Origin of the sequence: Mastigocoleus testarum BC008 (assembly GCF_001456025.1) — a bacterium.
Lineage (GTDB): Bacteria > Cyanobacteriota > Cyanobacteriia > Cyanobacteriales > Nostocaceae > Mastigocoleus > Mastigocoleus testarum.
Map to the genome: position 1 here is coordinate 1 of NZ_LMTZ01000093.1, position 19,244 is coordinate 19,244.

At 36.2% G+C, this 19,244-nt stretch carries 15 protein-coding genes and 1 pseudogene; 9 read left to right on the plus strand and 7 right to left on the minus strand.

Features of this window, described 5'->3' with window-relative positions:
• Window positions 1–803 precede the first annotated feature (803 nt).
• From BC008_RS18715 to BC008_RS18735, 5 genes are all read left to right on the plus strand, one after another.
• Entirely contained in the window at window positions 804–1,766 is a 963-nt protein-coding gene (locus tag BC008_RS18715; RefSeq protein ID WP_027846704.1) for a hydrogenase small subunit, read from the plus strand.
• A gap of 169 nt (window positions 1,767–1,935) precedes the next feature.
• Complete coding sequence (locus BC008_RS18720; protein ID WP_027846705.1) at window positions 1,936–3,531, plus strand: nickel-dependent hydrogenase large subunit; 1,596 nt, start codon at window positions 1,936–1,938, stop codon at window positions 3,529–3,531.
• 166 nt (window positions 3,532–3,697) lie between these two features.
• On the plus strand, window positions 3,698–4,126 hold the full coding sequence (locus tag BC008_RS18725; RefSeq protein WP_027846811.1) for a hypothetical protein: 429 nt from the start codon (window positions 3,698–3,700) through the stop codon (window positions 4,124–4,126).
• 246 nt (window positions 4,127–4,372) lie between these two features.
• Window positions 4,373–4,696, plus strand: a complete 324-nt coding sequence (locus BC008_RS18730; RefSeq protein WP_036268939.1) for a hypothetical protein — start codon at window positions 4,373–4,375, stop codon at window positions 4,694–4,696.
• A 644-nt stretch (window positions 4,697–5,340) separates the two neighbouring features.
• Complete coding sequence (locus tag BC008_RS18735; RefSeq protein ID WP_027846809.1) at window positions 5,341–6,129, plus strand: carbonic anhydrase; 789 nt, start codon at window positions 5,341–5,343, stop codon at window positions 6,127–6,129.
• A gap of 331 nt (window positions 6,130–6,460) precedes the next feature.
• Here the strand turns inward: BC008_RS18735 and BC008_RS46580 are convergent.
• Window positions 6,461–6,601, minus strand: a pseudogene (locus BC008_RS46580) (ATP-binding protein); the annotation flags it as partial.
• Window positions 6,602–6,830: 229 nt separating this feature from the next.
• On the minus strand, window positions 6,831–9,077 hold the full coding sequence (locus tag BC008_RS18740; protein ID WP_058182971.1) for a peroxidase family protein: 2,247 nt from the start codon (window positions 9,075–9,077) through the stop codon (window positions 6,831–6,833).
• Window positions 9,078–10,091: 1,014 nt separating this feature from the next.
• Here BC008_RS18740 and BC008_RS18745 point away from each other — a divergent pair.
• Entirely contained in the window at window positions 10,092–10,724 is a 633-nt protein-coding gene (locus BC008_RS18745) for a histidine phosphatase family protein (protein WP_027845615.1), read from the plus strand.
• 149 nt (window positions 10,725–10,873) lie between these two features.
• On the opposite strand, the gene BC008_RS18750 is transcribed toward BC008_RS18745, so the two are convergent.
• From BC008_RS18750 to BC008_RS18760, 3 genes are all read right to left on the minus strand, one after another.
• Complete coding sequence (locus BC008_RS18750; protein WP_027845614.1) at window positions 10,874–11,359, minus strand: GNAT family N-acetyltransferase; 486 nt, start codon at window positions 11,357–11,359, stop codon at window positions 10,874–10,876.
• 35 nt (window positions 11,360–11,394) lie between these two features.
• Complete coding sequence (locus BC008_RS18755) at window positions 11,395–11,658, minus strand: hypothetical protein (RefSeq protein WP_027845613.1); 264 nt, start codon at window positions 11,656–11,658, stop codon at window positions 11,395–11,397.
• Between the two features lie 128 nt (window positions 11,659–11,786).
• Entirely contained in the window at window positions 11,787–12,425 is a 639-nt protein-coding gene (locus tag BC008_RS18760) for a ThiF family adenylyltransferase (RefSeq protein ID WP_027845612.1), read from the minus strand.
• A 472-nt stretch (window positions 12,426–12,897) separates the two neighbouring features.
• Here BC008_RS18760 and BC008_RS50575 point away from each other — a divergent pair, with 472 nt between their 5' ends.
• Window positions 12,898–13,074 carry a hypothetical protein gene (locus tag BC008_RS50575; protein WP_201026063.1) on the plus strand — a complete coding sequence of 59 codons (177 nt, stop codon included), beginning with the start codon at window positions 12,898–12,900 and terminating at the stop codon, window positions 13,072–13,074.
• Between the two features lie 219 nt (window positions 13,075–13,293).
• Here the strand turns inward: BC008_RS50575 and BC008_RS18765 are convergent, their stop codons facing one another.
• Window positions 13,294–15,141, minus strand: coding sequence for a TAXI family TRAP transporter solute-binding subunit (locus tag BC008_RS18765; RefSeq protein WP_027845611.1), 1,848 nt, complete (start codon window positions 15,139–15,141; stop codon window positions 13,294–13,296).
• Window positions 15,142–15,564: 423 nt separating this feature from the next.
• Between BC008_RS18765 and BC008_RS45745 the strand changes: the two genes are divergently transcribed.
• Both BC008_RS45745 and BC008_RS18775 read left to right on the plus strand, forming a co-directional pair.
• Complete coding sequence (locus BC008_RS45745) at window positions 15,565–16,539, plus strand: WD40 repeat domain-containing protein (RefSeq protein ID WP_063800728.1); 975 nt, start codon at window positions 15,565–15,567, stop codon at window positions 16,537–16,539.
• A 231-nt stretch (window positions 16,540–16,770) separates the two neighbouring features.
• Window positions 16,771–17,406 carry a glutathione S-transferase family protein gene (locus BC008_RS18775; protein ID WP_027847055.1) on the plus strand — a complete coding sequence of 212 codons (636 nt, stop codon included), beginning with the start codon at window positions 16,771–16,773 and terminating at the stop codon, window positions 17,404–17,406.
• Between the two features lie 224 nt (window positions 17,407–17,630).
• On the opposite strand, the gene acsF is transcribed toward BC008_RS18775, so the two are convergent.
• Window positions 17,631–18,707 (minus strand): magnesium-protoporphyrin IX monomethyl ester (oxidative) cyclase, encoded by a 1,077-nt coding sequence (gene acsF, locus BC008_RS18780; RefSeq protein WP_027847063.1) that lies wholly within the window; start codon window positions 18,705–18,707, stop codon window positions 17,631–17,633.
• Window positions 18,708–19,244: the final 537 nt, after the last annotated feature.

The window sequence follows — 19,244 nt, forward strand, 5'->3', positions numbered from 1 at the left end:
CATTGGAATTGTCCAGACTAATCACTTCTCGATCTATCTTACCTTACGTCCTAACTAAGCTGGCGATTGCTATAAATTCCCCATATAACCTTAGCCTAGGTAACTATATATTTTTTGATGTTTAATTTAAAACTGACGCAGCGTAAATTAAAATCAAAACAATACATAATTATTTGAGATTACAAAAAGTAATTTGTGATACTTATTTTTTTAGTAAGTACCATTCCTGAAAATTTAATTAACAATTCCAAATTTTCATGTTGAGATTTTGGAACTTGATATTTGGAATTTAAGATTTGGAATTTGAGGTTTGGAATTTGAGGTTTAAGATTTGAGATTTAAGATTTGAGATTTCAGGTTCGGAATATGATATGTAGTAACTCAAGTCTTTTCAATCTCAATATCTTTTTTCTCATATTATATGGATTGTGAGATTTTATTAAAAATAATTAATCCAGTTTTAAGATTTTTGTTTGCTCGTGATATTTTACTTTTACTAAAAGAGAAGTAATAAAATAACACAAAAACAAATTCAACAAAAATTGTTAAAATTCACAGCCAAAAAATCTGTAAAATTTGTGTCTAACTTGTTCCTCTTCACTGCTAAAATCTCCCTACATGAAAACCATTCACACATCATCCAAAAATAATGTAAACAGTGAACAATTTGCTGAAAAATACTTGAGATGAAAAATAAAGTCTCAGCAATTAATATTGAATTATCAAGTGCAGAAAATTAAGTAGTGAGTGCACAGTTAACTGTTAACTATTAACTGTTATAAGTCTGTAACAAAAGACCACTAATGACTAATTTATTATGGCTGCAAGGTGGAGCCTGTTCAGGTAACACCATGTCATTTCTCAACGCAGAAGAACCTACGGTTTGCGATCTGGTAACTGATTTCGGCATTAATGTATTGTGGCACCCTTCTTTAGGTACTGAGTTGGGTGACAATGTACAAAGATTGTTGTGGGATTGCATTTCTGGTAGAGTTTCTCTTGATGTTTTAGTATTTGAAGGTTCGGTTGTTAACGCCCCAAATGGAACCGGTGAATGGAACCGTTTTGCAAACCGTCCAATGAAAAGTTGGTTAGCGGATTTAGCTCAAGTAGCTAACTACGTTGTAGCGGTGGGAGACTGTGCAACTTGGGGTGGAATTCCGGCAATGGAACCTAACCCTAGCGAATCTCAAGGATTACAGTTTCTCAAACGCGAACAGGGTGGTTTGTTGGGGGAAGAATTTCGCAGCAAGTCAGGAGTACCGGTAATTAATATCCCTGGTTGTCCCGCTCACCCCGATTGGATTACGCAGATATTGGTTGCGATCGCCACAGGTAGAATTGGCGATATTACTTTTGACGAGCTAAATCGTCCTCAAACCTTTTTCAAAAGTTTTACCCAAACAGGTTGTACTCGCAACATTCACTTTGCTTATAAAGCATCTGCGGCTGAATTTGGTCAGCGTAAAGGATGCTTATTTTACGACTTGGGTTGTCGCGGACCCATGACCCATTCTTCTTGTAACCGGATTTTGTGGAATCGCGTTTCTTCCAAAACTCGGGTTGGAATGCCCTGTTTGGGTTGTACGGAACCCGAATTTCCATTTTATGACCTCAAGCCAGGAACAGTGTTTAAAACCCAAACTGTTATGGGTGTTCCTAAGGAATCACCTCCTGGGGTCAATAAAATCGACTATGTATTGCTCAGCATCGTGTCAAAAGATGTCGCGCCAGGTTGGGCTGAAGAAGACTTTTTTACTGTTTAGGGGATTGGGGATAGGCAATTAGCGATTAGGAGTAAACAGTCCCCAATTGCAAGTCCCCAGTCGCCATATGCCGCAAGGCGGCATGCAGTGCTATCCCCAGTCGCCAGAGGCTTTGCCGACGCCGCAGGCGGCACACAGTGCTATCCCCAATCGCCAAAAGGAGAGGAGAATGGAAATTCAAACTTTAGATATTTCGCCCCTCGGGAGAGTTGAGGGCGATTTAGATGTCAGAGTAGAAGTTGAAGATGGTCATGTAGTAAATGCTTGGACTCATGCGGAACTATTTCGCGGATTTGAAGTTATTTTACGTGGGAAAGACCCACAGGCAGGCTTAATTGTTACTCCTAGAATATGCGGCATATGTGGAGCTTCCCATCTTACCAGTGCCTCTTGGGCATTGGATGTTGCTTGGCAAACAGAAGTTCCACGTAACGCTATTTTAGCCAGGAATCTCGGTCAAATAGTTGAAACTCTACAAAGTATACCGCGTTATTTTTATGGCATTTTTGCTACCGACTTAACTAACAAAAAGTATCAAAATAGTATTTTCTATACAGAAGCCTGCGAAAGATTTGCTGCTTTTAGTGGTACCTCTTACGAAAAAGGTATTACTATTTCTGCCAAACCGGTAGAAATTTATGCCCTTTTTGGCGGACAATGGCCCCACTCTAGTTATATGGTGCCAGGGGGTGTAATGTGTGCCCCTACTTTAACCGATGTTACCCGTGCCCTATCAATTCTAGAATATTTCCGTACTAGCTGGTTAGAGCCTGTATGGTTGGGATGTTCTTTAGAACGTTATGAAGAAATCCAAACTTATGAGGATTTTATGGTATGGTTGGATGAAAATCTCAGCCATCGTAATTCTGATTTAGGTTTCTATTGGCGGATGGGCTTAGATATAGGTTTAGATAGATATGGTGCCGGTGTAGGTAAGTATATTACCTGGGGATATCTACCCCACGAGGCAAAGTATCAGAATCCCAGTATTGAGGGACGTAATGCTGCCATGATCATGAAAAGTGGAGTTTATGAAGCTTCTAGTGACACCCATGTACCGATGCACCATTCTTTTGCTCGGGAAAATACAGTTCACTCTTGGTATTCTGAAGGAGAAGCTGACATTTATCCTCTTGATCGCAAAACTAAACCAATCCAAAACAACGCCAAAGATTTTAATGGTAAATATTCTTGGTCAACGGCAGTCAAACATCAAGACTATGGTCGCTTAGAAGCCGGTCCTTTAGCTCGTCAATTGGTTGCTGGTGGTAAACATGGCGAGTCTTGGCAGCATTATGATGGGTTTATTCTTGATACCTTTAAGCATATGGGTGGTGCTAGCGTTCACTTACGTCAGTTAGCAAGAGCTCACGAACTCGTGAAGTTATATCGTCAAGCCGAACGCTGTTTGCAGGAATTTCGTCTTAACGATCCCTGGTATATTAAACCTCAAGAAAAGGATGGACGGGGTTGGGGTGCAACAGAAGCTGCACGAGGTTCTTTGTGTCATTGGGTCGATATTGAAGATGGTAAAATCAAGAACTATCAGATTGTCGCTCCAAGCACTTGGAATAGTGGACCTCGCGATGCAGAAGGAGTACGTGGTCCAGTCGAACAAGCGTTAATTGGAACGCCAATTGAAGACCTCACCGATCCTGTGGAGGTAGGTCATGTAGCTAGGTCTTTTGACTCTTGTTTAGTTTGTACAGTTCATGCTCATGACGCTAAAACTGGTGAAGAGTTAGCGCGTTTCCGTACTGCGTAACAGTTTGATTCCAGCTTGCAAGTGAGTTCAATGGAAAATAAGTTCTCCTTGCAGCTGACTTCTAACTTCTAACTTCTAACTCCTGACTCCTGACTCCTGACTCCTGACTCCTGACTCCTGACTCCTGACTCCTAAATTCCTACTTCAAAAACTACACTATAAGCCTGTGTCTGAATTAGCATTACACCGATATCTCTCCATTCTTCCAGAGACAGCACTCCAAGAATTTACTCAATGGTGTGTTTTAGAACAAGCAAAAGAAGCCGGATATGAGTTTACTCCCAATGAGAGTAAATTGGAAAATCTTTCTCCTGAAGAATATATCCACCAACTTATAGACCAATTTTTAAAGGTGAAAAATAACCCGATCAGAGATGGATTAGCTGCAGTATCTGCAGGAAAACTCGTCGATCAACATGGTTTATCAGGAACTGCAGTGATGGTTGATTTCATTTCACTATATGTTAAGTACTTGTTCCCATCAGAAGGTAATGATGCTCAACAAGCCGATGAATTAATCGAGCAAGCTTCACAACAACAATTTGAAAAACTAACTCAAATCGCTAAAGAACATAATGTTGAGTTGAAAGCTTAAGCAAGATTGATTTCTCAATTGATAGTTGTAACGTTCTTTCAAATAAAATAATGCGTTACAGCTTTATTAATTTATTTTCTTAAGCTGCACCTATTTTCTTAAGCTACACCCATTTTGAAAACCTGAGTTTTTATCTGAAGGTACATTACGCTGAATGTGCTCAAGGTTTAGATTCATCATTCAACCAATAAATGCTCAGACAATAAATATATTTTTGTGCAGACCTATCAGAATAATTTCAAAGCTATGCCCATAATCCAAACAGAAATATTTCCCGTTAAGATAACTGTTAATATCAGAAAGAATATTTACTCAGGAGAAGTTTATTTTGACGATAATGTCAATATAGTTTTCCATCATCATGTAACAGAAGATGAAGATTACTACATAAAAACTTCTCTTTGTGAACTTACAAAAAAATACCAAGGCAAGGGGAAGTATTTTTTACTTGTAGATCTGAGAAATGCTCCTAAAGTCGGTGTGATGATTACACCATTGGACAAGTTAGACGAGATTTACACTTTTACCAAGCATCAAGAAACTGATAAATTTTTAGCAAGCATTAGCTAGAACAGGGTTTAGAAATCCTATCTGTAAATCTTAAGAGTAGGGCGATAAAATTCAAAGTCTATCTATTTACTTGTAAGCCATATAGAAAATAGACAATATAGAATAATCGTCATCAAAAGATGTTTCACATCCTATAGGTAGCCTCTGCATATATTTAGCTAGCAATTTTATCAATTTCCCTACTCAGTATAATTTAAATGTCATCACTTCAATATATTTCTGATTCCTCAGATATCAAGTGAGGTATATTACAAACCAGAACAAAAGTAACTAAAATTACAAAAAAAATAAATATAAAAATTTTATATACTGGCACTGAAGTAACTTATACTACTCCGAAGTTTGTACTTAGGTCTCAAAAGGTAAGAAAAAATGTATATATTTGCAAGTTGTCAAATACTAATAATTTAAGTATATATGAGCAATCAACATCCCTCATAAATTATTAAATTGATCGAATTGCCGTACTTCAGAAATAAATATATGTTTCTGATTTAACTTTAGTCACAATTTTGACCTTCAGTTACAATTCAGTGAATTTTAAGAATGTTCTTAGACTCATATGTTATTTTCCGAATAAATAGTATTTGAAGTTGTAGGTGATACACAGCACCGAAAGAACTAAACGTTGGAGCTTAAGACATATGCAAAGAAGAAAACTGCTAAGAGATTTGTCAATCGGAGCTGTTGGAGTGACAGCAATTTCCCTTGGTTGGAACTTTCGTGATTTAGTAGTAGCTTCAAAACAAAAAGAGAAGCCCCACTGGGGTTATATCGGTGAAGAAGGACCTGAAAATTGGGGTAAATTATCACCAGAATTTTCTTCCTGTAATTTAGGTACAGCCCAATCACCAATTAATATCAATTCACCTATTGAGGCTAATCTCGACCAGTTAGAAATTGATTATCAAAGCTCTCCATTACGGATTATTAATAACGGTCACACAATCCAAGTTAATTATCAGTCAGAAAGCATACTGAAGTTAGATGGAGAAACTTATAAGCTCGTACAATTTCACTTTCATCACCCCAGCGAGCATAAAGTTAACAGTCAAAATTTTCCAATGGAACTACATCTAGTTCACCAAAATGAAAAAGGGTCTCTAGCTGTATTAGGTATATTTCTCAAACAGGGTAAAGCAAATAAAGCTTTAGAATCTATTTGGGAGGTTTTACCGGAGAAACAAGGAAAAGAACAAATAATTCCTAATGTAGAAATTAACGCTTCTGAATTGCTACCAACGGATAAAGAATTCTATCGATATTATGGCTCTTTGACCACACCACCTTGTTCGGAAAAGGTTAATTGGATTGTTTACAAAAAACCAATTGAGGTATCGGTCGCACAAGTACAAAAATTTTCTAAATTATTTCCACTTAATGCAAGACCAGTTCAAAATTTAAACCGCAGGTTTTTATTGGGTTCAAATTAAAAGCGGTGTATTGTAGGGTATCAAATATCTAGCAGCTAGATGTTTGGTCGAATGCACCGATCCACGATACCTATTCCCACAAATAAAACAATCTACAAAATCTCAAATACGGACTAGAAACAGCTTGTTAGTCAATATTTCTTTCCCTACTGAGAAAAAATTACATGCATAGGGATAACTATTTTTCTACTAATACTCTCTTGCTTAGCAGTTTCCGGTCCTTCAATTATTCACCCAGTAGAGAGTTTTCCAGTAGAAAGTTTTGAGTTTATTTTCTTATCTATTTATCAACTATTCACTTGTCAAAATCCTCATGATGAGATAGGTCTTTCTATAAAAATTCAGTTCCTTGTCCGAGCTTAGAATTAAAGCTTAATCTACCACCATGGTTTTCTTCAACAATTTGGCGCGCGATCGCCAGACCTAGTCCTGTACCTTTATCTGCACTTTTAGTTGTAAAAAGATTATTAAAAAAAGTGGCGTTGGTGAGTGCGTAATGCTTTTCATATAACTATCTACGAAAAATCAATGTTTCAATAATTCGATTCCTTGATTAGCATTCTCTATTCAGCAACGCCGAAATGTGGATTAAATAAAGTACAAAAGTAGGGTGCTGTTAGCATAGCGTAATGCACCATTCTAAATTTCAGAATTACAGGTTATTAAATTCTTATTCCTAAAGACGTAAGTCTGAGTAAATATTAGACAACAAAGAAGTCTCGGAAAATATTGACATTGGTTGAATCTTCAATAACACCAATTAAGTCATCTTGGAAGTAAATCAAAGTATCAGATTCAGAACTACCACTTAAATTATCAAAACCAAGAGAGTATTGTTCGGAATTTCCACCGACTTCGATGAAATCGCGTTTGTAATCCCAATCTTGGATAGTTGCGTAACTTTCACCCTGGTAATAAGCTCCAGAAGAATTACCCAGAACAAAGGTGTCAAATCCATTTCCACCAACTAGAGTGTCATATTCTGTCCCACCTGTAGAATAGCCATCAAGGCGATCGTCTCCTCGACCCCCATGAAGAAGATCGTCTCCTTTACCGCCCTTGAGGATATCATCTCCTTTACCACCTTTCAGGGTGTCGTTCCCTTTACCACCTTTGAGAATATCGTCTCCTTGATTCCCGTAAAGACTATCATCCCCCTGGTTACCGTAAAGAATATCATCATCTTTACCACCTTTGAGAATATCGTTTCCTTTACCGCCTTTGAGAGTGTCATCTCCGGCATTTCCATTAAGACTGTCTTCACCTGCATAACCATGAATAAGGTCATCACCTCTCAAACCAGAAATAGTGTCGTTACCTAAACCACCATTGAGAACATCATCATTAGATGTACCTTTATTAACGAGAGAAAAAACATTGTCCTGAATGATAGTTGTATCGGTATTTCGCTTAATGATATCCGATAGACGAGTATTTTCTATGATTGCAGCTTCTTCTGGCGTAAAGACATTTTCATAGTAGAAGCGATCGCCATCTCGTAAGACTTGAAATTGGTAAGTTAGAACAGCATATACGCTTTCACCAACACTAGCATCAGGAAGTAAATCTTCAGCTAACATACCGACAAAAAAGTCGATGTTATCTACACTACCATATAATTCTTGTAAAGTATTTTGTTTCTCTTGGTCTGAGGTAATCTCTGCAAAACTAGTCACGCGAGATAAACCAAAGGCTTCTCTAACTGTGTTGTAATCAGCTAAGCCATTGAGTCGTCCGCGTTGAATATTGATTGCGGCTAAATCCCTCGCGCTGACAGCACCTCTTGGACCCATACCAAACAATAAGTTACGCACATCGTCAATGATTTCATTGTCTACCTGTTGGCTTTGGGAAGAAGAAATACCTCTAAGAATAGGGTCTATACCAGCCTCTTGAAGAACTCCAGAACCTGGAAAGAAGACTTCACTTAAAGTGACGTTTCCTTCCGGAATAACCTCACCTTCAGTATCTAAGCGGACAATATTTGAACTAAGTTGAGTATGACCTAAACGAAATGCTGCAGTACTGAATGTGCGAGTAATACCAGGGTTGACCTCAGAATTATAGCCTGTGTATTCAGGTAAAGCATTGTCACCCAATAATGCTGGAATATACTCATTAAAAGTAATTGATTGCATTTGGGCGATGTTAATTTGACGAGCACGTTGAAATAGTTGCTCGTCAGTCCATTCTGGATGTATTTCCTTAAGTTCTGTTGCAATACGGTTATGTTCTCTTACAAAGAGGGTGTGAACCGATGATAGTACAGCATTTTCATTCCCTCGGACATCTCCTGCAACAAATAAATCTGTAGGATCCTGACGGGTGGGATTATCATTTTCTACACCACCCTCATTCACAGGTAAATTAAAGGGTAGTAAATCACCTTCACTGGTCTTGAGTTGACCTCCCTCAAAAGAACGCAAAAAATCATTACGCTCTTCATCAGATCCATATACATTTGAGCCATCTATCCAAGCAGTAATAACGTTGGGTAATTGTTTTGGATTATTGACATCAGTTCCGGTATCTTCGATGACTTGGGAATCATTAAGGTCAATAACTACATTACCGGTATTTTGTGGGTCTAAGAAAGGATCCCCCGCAGGTACGGGAATCGAAACAGGTTTATTTCCATCTTCAGGGGTCAGGCTAAGATCATGGTCGAGAAACTGTCCCCAAGCCCAGATAAAGTTAGTAAGTCCTCTAGGATCGAAAATATCTTCATTTTGCTGAGAAATAGCGTTACTAATTTCCCGTGGGTTCGGACGATCTTGTCCTGTAGGGGTAGAGAAACCGTCACCATAATTAAGCGGTGCAATATTTACCAGAGCACTATCAGTCGCTCCATATTCAGGTTTATCCAGGTTGTTTCCAGTTCCATCCAAAGATTGAACTTCGAAATCACTATCTAAAAAGGGGTTATTGAAAAAGATTTGATTTTGCATTGGGTTAAATCTTTAAAATTATTGAAAATGAATGAAAATGACAATTAGTCTTAAAAGCAAACTTTAATAACTTATACAAGCTCTCCAATAAGTTAATAGAGGTTTGGGAGAAGCAAAAATCACAAGAAGTAATAAATGTTACCGCACCTATAAGTAGTTGGTTGCGTTACGCTACAAACCTTTATCTCTTAATTCAAGCTGTATGAGTACTATTTCAGAAAATTTAAGTAATTGATTTAATGCTTTTAAGTAAACTTATGTTTTAAAAAGTTTTTTCAACAATCGCTATTAGGTTTAGAGAAAAGATGGATATTTACTCAATGTCAATTAAACGATAGCTGAGAATATCGCTTGGAGGTAAAAAATCTTTTTTTGAAGCAAAAGACTTAATAATAAATTAAATATTCAAGTTTTTGAACTGAATAGAGACTTACAGAGCGATCGCAGATTCAAACTGTAAAACTATATTTACCACCATAAAAATGGTAGTAGTATTGGAGCAATAATTTTCAAGTAATTTTTTACTCTCTCAAGCTATTGGGAATACAAAAGGAAGTTGACATTTCTTCCTTATCGCATGCTGGAAAAAAGATCGTGAAGATTTCATAAGCTTTAAACGGGATTAGAAAACATCTCTGTAGCTTTGATATTGAATATCAGATAATTTTTCAAAAAACTGGCTGACATTTCAAGAAACTAAGCGATAAATTAATATTGAGTGTAATTTTTTAGTTATTCTTACCCTTGTAACTAATAAATATATTACACCTAGATAAAATAGTTTCAATACATTGTTTCTAATCTTTGTATATTCTTCAAGATTTGAGCTTATTTAAATTAACTGAATACAAATACTATAAAAATAATAGAAAATTTATCTTGGTTGCAAAATTCTTTCCAAAATAAAACTTAAACAAAATCATAGGGCAATGTTCGTAAATGTAGCCTTTTTCCTGGTTAAGTCATCTACTAAAGGGATAATCTAACTGAGAATAAGAATAGTGAGTTCCTGTGATGATATCAATCTGGTTAATTAGACATGGAGAGTCTGAAGCTAACGCTGGTTTACCAACTTCTGATGTTACTTTAATCAACCTGACACAGAAAGGACAACAACAAGCTAATAAAGCTGCTTCAGCGTTTACCCAAGCACCTTCTTTGATTGTCACTTCGCCTTATATCCGTACCAAGCAAACAGCACAACCTACTGTTGAGCGCTTTACTTCTACTCCTCAGACAGAATGGTTAGTACATGAATTTACCTACCTTAGCCTTGACCGACGTCATAACACAGCAGCAAAAGAAAGACTTCCAATGTCGAAAGCTTACTGGGAAAGGTGCGATCCAAACTATGTTGATGGTGTAGGCGCAGAGTCATTCGCAGATATGATACAGCGAGTACAAGATTTTCGGCAAAAAATATATCGATTGGAGGAAGAGTTTACTGCAGTTTTTACATACGAAATATTTATCAGAGCATTTTTGTGGTTAATGCTTAGCAATACTGTAGAAATTAACTCTCAAGCAATGGAAGAATTTCAGGCTTTTATCAAGTCCTTAAAAATTCCCAACTGTGGAATTGTCAAGTTAGAATGTCGTAATTCAGATATATGGTTGAATGGTGTATCTACATCACATCTGTCATAGATATATCTTTAAAGATATCCCTTGAAAATTAACTGTGTATTCTCAAAAATTTTTGGTAAACCATTAGCATATTATTAGAAATAATACGTCGTATCTACATAATATTTAATATGCTTTTTCTAATATTGTTTTGATTTTAGATATTGATACTATATTTGCTGCAACATTAGCATCATATGTGGACTGTCTAAAAAACCATTTTTTGTATAAAACTTTTTAAGTTCTCCATCCTTCATTGTCAAAAGATAAATTAAGTTGATGTCCATAGTTGATAAGGTCTCAACTAAATGACGAAGTAGTTTTTTTCCAATACCTTGGCGTTGTCGATCGCTGCGGACGCATATTTCTCTTAAAAAGAAACGTCTGTAATTGCAAGACTGTTCGGAGTAACCAGCGATAAATCCAAGGAGTTCTTGACCTGCTTGCAGCATTTTACTGTCTACTTGCAGAAGTTTTTTGCGATCGCAGAATACGAATCCTACAAATCCAGGTGTATGAAATATTTCCCATAGAAGTGTTCTTGCACTATCAAAACTCCAAGACTCGTTCCACGGTTCTTTATTGAAAACTTGTACTAATAGATTGGCACAAGCATCAAGATGTTCGCTAGTAAGGGTTAAAATTTCTTCTGACACAAATGATTTTTCAATTACCAATTACCAATTACCAATTACCCATCACCTACCGACTTATTCTTATCCTTGTTTTTATTTTCCAAATATTGCTCTATATCAGCAACAGCATCTTCCCAACTTGCTAAGTCAATACCGGAGGAGTTATCAGTTACTTTGCTGTTATTTGTAGTGTCGCTAATTGAATGAGTATTCTCTTCTTCTGTATTCTCATCTTCGTGCAGAATATTTTGTAACTGCTCTAAAGATTCTTCAAATTCTTGAGCAGCTGTGCGACGCTGCTTTTGCTGATTTTCCTCCATAGCCTTTGATTTTCCTCTATAATTTCTTAATTATTAGGACTAAATTTTAATTATTAAGACTAAAACTTAATAGATTATGGCATATGTCATAGATCTAGAGTTTCTTTTATTCGAAGATTTTTCCTAACTCACAAATCAAAAGCCTTGATCGCAAAATCAGCGAGGGTAACGGTAAAACTTTTCTGTTGTTCGCTAGCAACAAAATTTGTAATCACTTCACAAGCGACTGCGACAGTCAAAATAACTAAGTTTCGGGCTAAGGGATAGTCGCAGACGTCATCGTTAGCAGGTGTCGGTACGCGATAGATTTGATTCCAGATGATTTCTGCATAGTCGCTTGCTAAACCTACATGAAGACAAGGTATATGAGTAGCACAGTAATCTGTAACTATTTGACGAGCAATACTATTATCGAAGCAATCAACGACAAGAGCACTTCCATTTAATAATTGTTTTACATTGCTTGGAGTCAGTTCTTGGGAACGTCCATCTACTGCGATACCCAAAGCCCGATATAAGCTATTAGTAAGAATTTTGGCTTTATATGCTCCCACATCAGAACGATAGTAGGGTTGGGTTGAAAGATTGCGCTCTTCAATTCTGTCTTTATCAATTACCCGCAATTTACTAAACCCGGAACGAGCAAGATTTTCGGTCAGATTTGCACCCAAAGCTCCCGCACCACAGATAGCGATCGGAAAATCTCTTAACTTTGCCATTAGTGCAGGAGTACGATGTAGTTGTTCATGGAAAAATGCGTCAGTCATGGGGATTGGGGATGGGTGAAAGTGTGGGAAGTGTAGGAAGTGTGGGAAGTGTGGAAAGTTGGGGATTTGGTAAAAATAGAATAGATTAAAAACTATTTTAGTTGACAATTTTACTTTCCCCAGTGGGATACTAGTTTGTCATCGAAAATTTAAATTGTTTAGTTAGAATATATTCTCTAGGACTTGTCTCAAAGCACTAGTGTAACTTGATTTACCTCACTTTACCTTTGCAAGGTTCTCCCAAATATTTTTACCGGTCAATATGTAATTCCTAAACTCTGTAGGGGTGAAATTACTACCGCATCCCCACCAATACAGCATTGAAATCAATACCTATAATCGTTTACATTTATTAACAATAATCTTGTGGGGATTTAAGAAATATTGGTTTTAAGAATAGTAGATCTAAGAGTATCAGGTTCAAGAATTTTGGCTTTAAGAATAAATTTATGTAAAGGTAGGAATGTCGGTTATGCAAGTACGATGGAAAAAACTATTTCTTAAAACCTCTGTATGGTTAACTGCAGAAATAATCTTGACTGTAGTTGGTTTAGATAATTTAGCGGATTATAGTGAATTTGTTTTACAGAATCAAAACATAACACAAGTTACCGAAGCTTTTTCTAATCTAATTACTCTGATTTCATGATTTTTATGAATTTAGACTATTTAATTTAAATTACTATTTCAATTTGGTTATTTAAATTCTAAAATATTAGTCTTATGGTTTTATTTTTGTAAGTATAACTGTTTTATATTTAATTGCGATCGCTTCATCCCTCTTCAAAATATTCAAAAAATATGGAACAATTAGAGTCTACATTACTAAGACCTGCAAGAACTTAAAATTCCATATAATCTATTCATCTTAAGTTACTTCACCAACAGCTATTTGCCAAACTACCCTAAATGACTGGAAGGAATCCTGAGATATTCTTTCTTCTACTAAAGCATTGACGGAACGTTTGAATATAGCTTCCAAGTCTTGGCGAATATTTTTGCTTTCTAACTTAAGTAATTCAGATGGTTCTAAATTTTTGAGTTGCTGTTTAGCTTTTCCTTTGACTCGATCCAAAATATTGTTTAAACTCTTTTCCATCTGATTTTGTGTCTGAGATATATACGGTATTTTTATGTTCAAAGTTTTGCTGATTCCTAAAGACTGTTCCCAAATAAGAATTAAAGATAGCAACTGATTTCTCAAACGCTTGTTATGCTCTTTTTCCATATTTTTTTTGGCTTTTTGCACAATAGCGTTAAATATTTCTTCTGACTCAGGAATTTGTTCGATGACACCGACAGTTATTTGCAGAGTTTTTCTAAAAGATTTTAAAGATTCACGAGAAATTTTTCCTTTATTGCGAGCATTCTGAGCTTTTTGAGTACACAGTAGTATTTTTGCAGTTTTATTAATGATATTAAAACGTAGTTCCTCCATCGCATCGATTTGGTTTGATTTATAAGCTGCGAGCAAAGAAGTTGCTGCTTTTATGGACTCTTCTGCATCCATCAAGGCAGTTACTTCTAAAATATAATCATCAGCTTTATTTTTCTTCACTGCATTTTCTCGGAATAAAAGTACTAACCAAGAAACAAATGGGAATGCAATTGCAACGAGAACTTCCATGATTCCCGAATAACGCTCAAACCATGTAGGATCTTCCTTTTGATAGTAAGCTTTTGCTCCGGGATGAATTGGTCTTCCAGTTCCACCTGCTCCACTAAGATTATCGGGTCTACGAATGAAGGCTGCAGCTGGTACTTGATTTTCTTTATATTCGCATGTGGGATTTTGATTCTCTTCAAAAATATTATTATCTTTGCACCCATATACTAATTCTTGACGATGCTCGTAGAGAATTTTAGTAATTTTACGAATTACCTCTTTATCAACACTTTCATGTGCTAAAAATAATCTATTAACAGATATAGTAGGTAAGTCTCGATCAGGAATTGGTGGGTTACCTTGATAAGCTCCTTTAGGAATAATAGCCTCATCTAAATCTGGATGTTCTATTTTCATCGCCTTAGCTTGTTCGATGGGTATTAATTTTGCATTGCAGTGTTTATTTTTAAAAATTTCGTTGCGAATAGAATAATTACCTGCACGACGAACATGAAATACCACATCTGCTTGACCGGCACAAAATGCTTTGTCTGGGTTACTACTTTCTACAGAATAAAATTTATATTTGTTTGTTGAATATTTGAAGTCGTGTTCAATGTAATATTTGGTTAATTTTCTGTTGAGTAAACCATAGTGTTCCATTAAAAAATCAAAAGATTGTATTTGACCTCCACCTGAAGGTGGTAAGACAACTCGCTTTCCTTTTAAATCCAGAATACTGACAATTCCAGAATCTTTTTTAACGATTAATTGATACACATCTGGGAATAGTAAAGATACAAGTTGCGCTTCTGATGGTGCAGGTATATCAGCCTGAGCCATAGCTAACTGTACTCGTCCTTTCTTTAGTAATTCTAGGTTCTCCTGAGTGCCATCAGTGCGTTTAAGAACACTAAGTTCAATATTACTATTAGAGTTATTGACTACCTGTTCTAATTTTTTGGCAAATATAAAACTATCTCCGTTGGGTTTTCCTGCTGCAATTACCAGGTACTGTTTTTGATTGCGAAATAAACTGATAAAGGAACAAATAAGTAATCCCAGAACAAATAAAATAATGAGTCGAGATTTATACTTTATCATTGTCATAAAATGGTAAATCTAACACTACTGGCAGAATTAATTTCTTAGCTTTTACCTTTTAGATGAAATAGTTTGTTAGCTCTTTATTCTGGTTGCTACACTTGAGGTTTGCAGGATTCCATATTATTTTCGCTTCAAAGGAAAAATTAATCACAATTTAAACTAACCTTAATTTTTAGTTTATGAGATTCTGACTAATGAAATTATTAGTTATGAAATTATCTAAGCTGGGGGATTTACTTTAGAAAAGTGTCAATCTAATTGAGAAATTTATATTAGATCGGCTTCTCATTCACATGAGACATAATTCCCTTTCAGTATAAATAGTAACTGTATAGCTTAATTTATTTAATCCTAAGACTATAAGATACCGTAGTGAATTAGACGAATCAGATTACAGTTTTACGTATTGCTATGCAGTAGTTACTTATGGATATGGAAACACTAGTGAAGTTAAAATTTGGCGATGGTGACTTTTTACGAGGTTTCAGTCAAGAAGTAAACACCATCACGATCGCCGCAAATCCTGAAGATAAATCGACAGAGATTGAAATTCAACTTCCTAGCGCCCCAGAAATTCCAGTTTTATATCAAAAATGGCTTGATAAATATACTCTGCTGACTAATCCTTCAAGAATTGGTTTTAAACGCAAACAAGTTACTAATTTTTCTTGGTCTGAGTGTTATCAGGAATGCGAACAATTTGCTGAATATTTACGCGCACAATTAAATCATTGGCTTGTTGGGATTAAACCAAAATTAGCAGGAGTTGTTCAATTAAGTTCCAATTATGACATCATATTTATTATTGATGCTCAAGATATAAAATGCCAATCAACTAAGAATATTTTGCACAGATTACCATGGCGAGAATGGGATTATTTTTCTGGTAATTACTGTTTAGAAACTGCATTAACTTTTAACCAATTTCAATCACAAGTTAATTTAATTAAAGAAAATAATATATTTAGAAGAGTTAAAGTTACTAGTATTTTTGGTGACAATCAAAATATAGATATCGAAACAGACCGAGAATTAAAGGAAATCAAAACCTTTCCAGGACATTCTCAAGGAGTTTCTAGTGTTAGTTTCTCTCCAGATGCTAAAACGATTGCTTCTGCTTCATTTGATGGGGATATTAAACTCTGGGACATAAACACTGGTCGAGAAATTACAACCCTTAAAGGTCATTCCCAAGGAGTTAGCAGTGTCAACTTTTCCCCCGACGGTAAGACCATTGCTTCTGCATCAGGTGACGGTACAGTAATTTTGTGGAACTTTGATTTAGAAAGTTTGCTAGATGAAGGCTGCAATTTAATACGCGATTATCTGCAAAATCACCCCGACGTCAGCGAAGATGATAGACGCTTGTGTGATGGTATTGCTACCAATAAAAATAATTAGGGCTTGCTGAATAAATAGAAAAAAGTGGATGTTCAATACATTCTGGTAATGTAGTATTATCAAGCGGACAGTCCTCCATAATAATATTCTAGCTATTATAAACTTCTATTTTTTTAATAAAGCCTACAAAATTAATCAGTCTTTTAGATATTAAAGATTATTTCGCCAGCAGTATCAAAATCTGAAAAGAGTTAATTTTAACCTTAGTAGATTTTTGCAATACTTGAGATTATGAAGCTTTATTACATACCTACAACAAGAGCAGTTCGTCCTCGATGGCTCCTGGAAGAAATTGATATTTCCTACGATTTGGTTAATGTCACAATGGAAATGTCTCGCTCAAATGAATATGCCAACCTTAATCCTCATGGTAAAGTTCCAGTATTGGTTGACGAAAATGTAACTATTTTTGAATCGGCAGCAATTTGTGCTTATCTTGCTGATAAATATTTGGAGCGAGGCTTTGCACCAAAACTAGAATCATCTGCACGGGCATATTATTATCAATGGATGTTTTATGCTTCTCTAACTTTGGAAGCCCCAGTAGAGCAATATATGTTTCATGTGTTACCAGATTTACCAGAAAAGTTATTGCCTAAACAAGCACAAGCAAAAGTTACGCCGGAGGAAGCTACACAATGGTTCGCGAAGGTGTGTGGACCCCTAAATGAACTCCTCAAAGATAATAATTATTTAGTAGAAAACAGCTTTACTGCTGCAGATGTAGTGACAGGTGGTGTCTTATTATGGGCATTAAAACTGGGAATGCTCCAACAGGATAGCCCTGTTAAAACTTATCTTGCTAGGCTAATGGAACGCCCTGCCTTTCAAAAGGCTGATGAAGATACGTATGCCAAGATAGATTAGGGACAAAGTAAGAGAACTCTAAAAGAAGAAGCGAATGCAACGAAATTGCTACCAATAAAACAGTTAACAGTTAGCATTTCACTTGAGCCCGTAAGGGTTTGACATTAGCTGTTAACTGTTAACTTTGAACTGTAGCCCGTAAGGGCGTGGCGTTAGCCATAAACTGTTAGCGAAGCGTGCGCGTTCCTAGCGTAAGCGTACCGTAGGTATTGCGCATTAACTGACTAACAAACCATTTCTCTTGTAGCCTCAGCATCAATAGGTTTAGTCAGATAAATCCGTAATAAATGACCGACAGTCGAAGCTATTAACGGTACTTTCTGGAATAACTTAACAATTTTGGGTCTGTTACTGTTGTTAATCTCAGTCAATTTCACATTGTTCTCAGAACACTTTTCTAAGCGACGGAAAAAGTCTGGATGCTTAGTATTTAAAATGACAGGAAATGCTCTTGCCGCAGTTTCATTGGTCTTTTCTATCACATCAATATTGTACTGTCGAGCATCCAAACCAACGGAATCATAAAATGTTGAACGCTCTAATACCGTCAGGGTGTGAGTAGCAAATACAGAAAGTAAAAAGAAACGTACCCATAACCGAGCTTTCCAATTATCGTAAAGTTTCCCTTGGGATCTCACCAATACCTTAAAGAAATCTCCATGGCGATTTTCGTCCTGACACCAACTCTCGAAGTAGCGAAATAGCGGATAAAATTGATTCTCTGGATGTGACTCCAAATGACGGAACATAATTATGTAACGCCAATAACCTATTTTTTCTGATAAATAGACTGTATAAATCACCCATTCTGGAGGAAAGAAAGTGTAAGTACGATTTTTAGTTAAATAACCTAAATCTAAAGACAAGTTAAAGTCTGACATTGCTTTATTCAAAAAGCCTGCATGACGAGCTTCATCCCTCGATAGGTATCCAAAACCTTCCGCAAGTAGGGGGTTTTTATTTTTGAGTCGTCGCGACAACTCTTTAAACAACAGAAATCCCGAAAATTCAGAAGTACAGGAACGTTCTAGAAACTCAATAAAAGCAAGACGTTTTTCTCCATCAATGCTGTCCCAGCACTTTTCGAACTCTTCACTACGCACAAAGTGATGGCGATTGTAATCTGATTTTAACTCCTCGATTACTGCTTTTAACTCAGACTCATGCCCAGAGAAATCCATCTGCGCGATCGCCTCAAAGTCAGTAGTGTAAAATCGGGGCGTTAGTAATGTCTCCTTTACCGGCGCTTTAACTCCCGGTTTGAGCATCTCCGGTTCTAGGGTTTGAAGCGATTTAACCATGAGAATTCTGCCATTTAATGCTTACAAGGCTATATAAACACGATTTATTCAGTAAATCTATAATTGGTTAACTTATCTGAAGGATTCTTCAAAAAAATTGTTGATAGGTGGATGATTTTGAGGATATTTACTTAGGAGTTGGGGATTGGGGTGAGCCCGCGCCTAACGGCGTTAGCATAGCGTGGCGTTAGCCATATGGGGATTGGCGTTAGCGTTAGTAACGCACCATTCCAAATTTCAGAATTACAGGTTATTAAATTCTCATTCCTTACCCATAAAAACACCATTTATTTTAGAACTTCATATTTAGAACTTCATATATAGTTATCTACTAACTAAACCTTATTTTTGATATGAGCATCCGCAACTTAAGAAAGAAAAAATTTTGTTTCCGTTACCCAATCCCCAGTCGCTAGTCGCCAATCCCCAATAAACACTTGTTAAGAAAAGTCAATGCTTGTGTAGTGATACGAAGAATAGTGATTAAATAGTTTTAAGTAAGAGTCTATAAGACTAAATTTTATCTTCATGGAAATA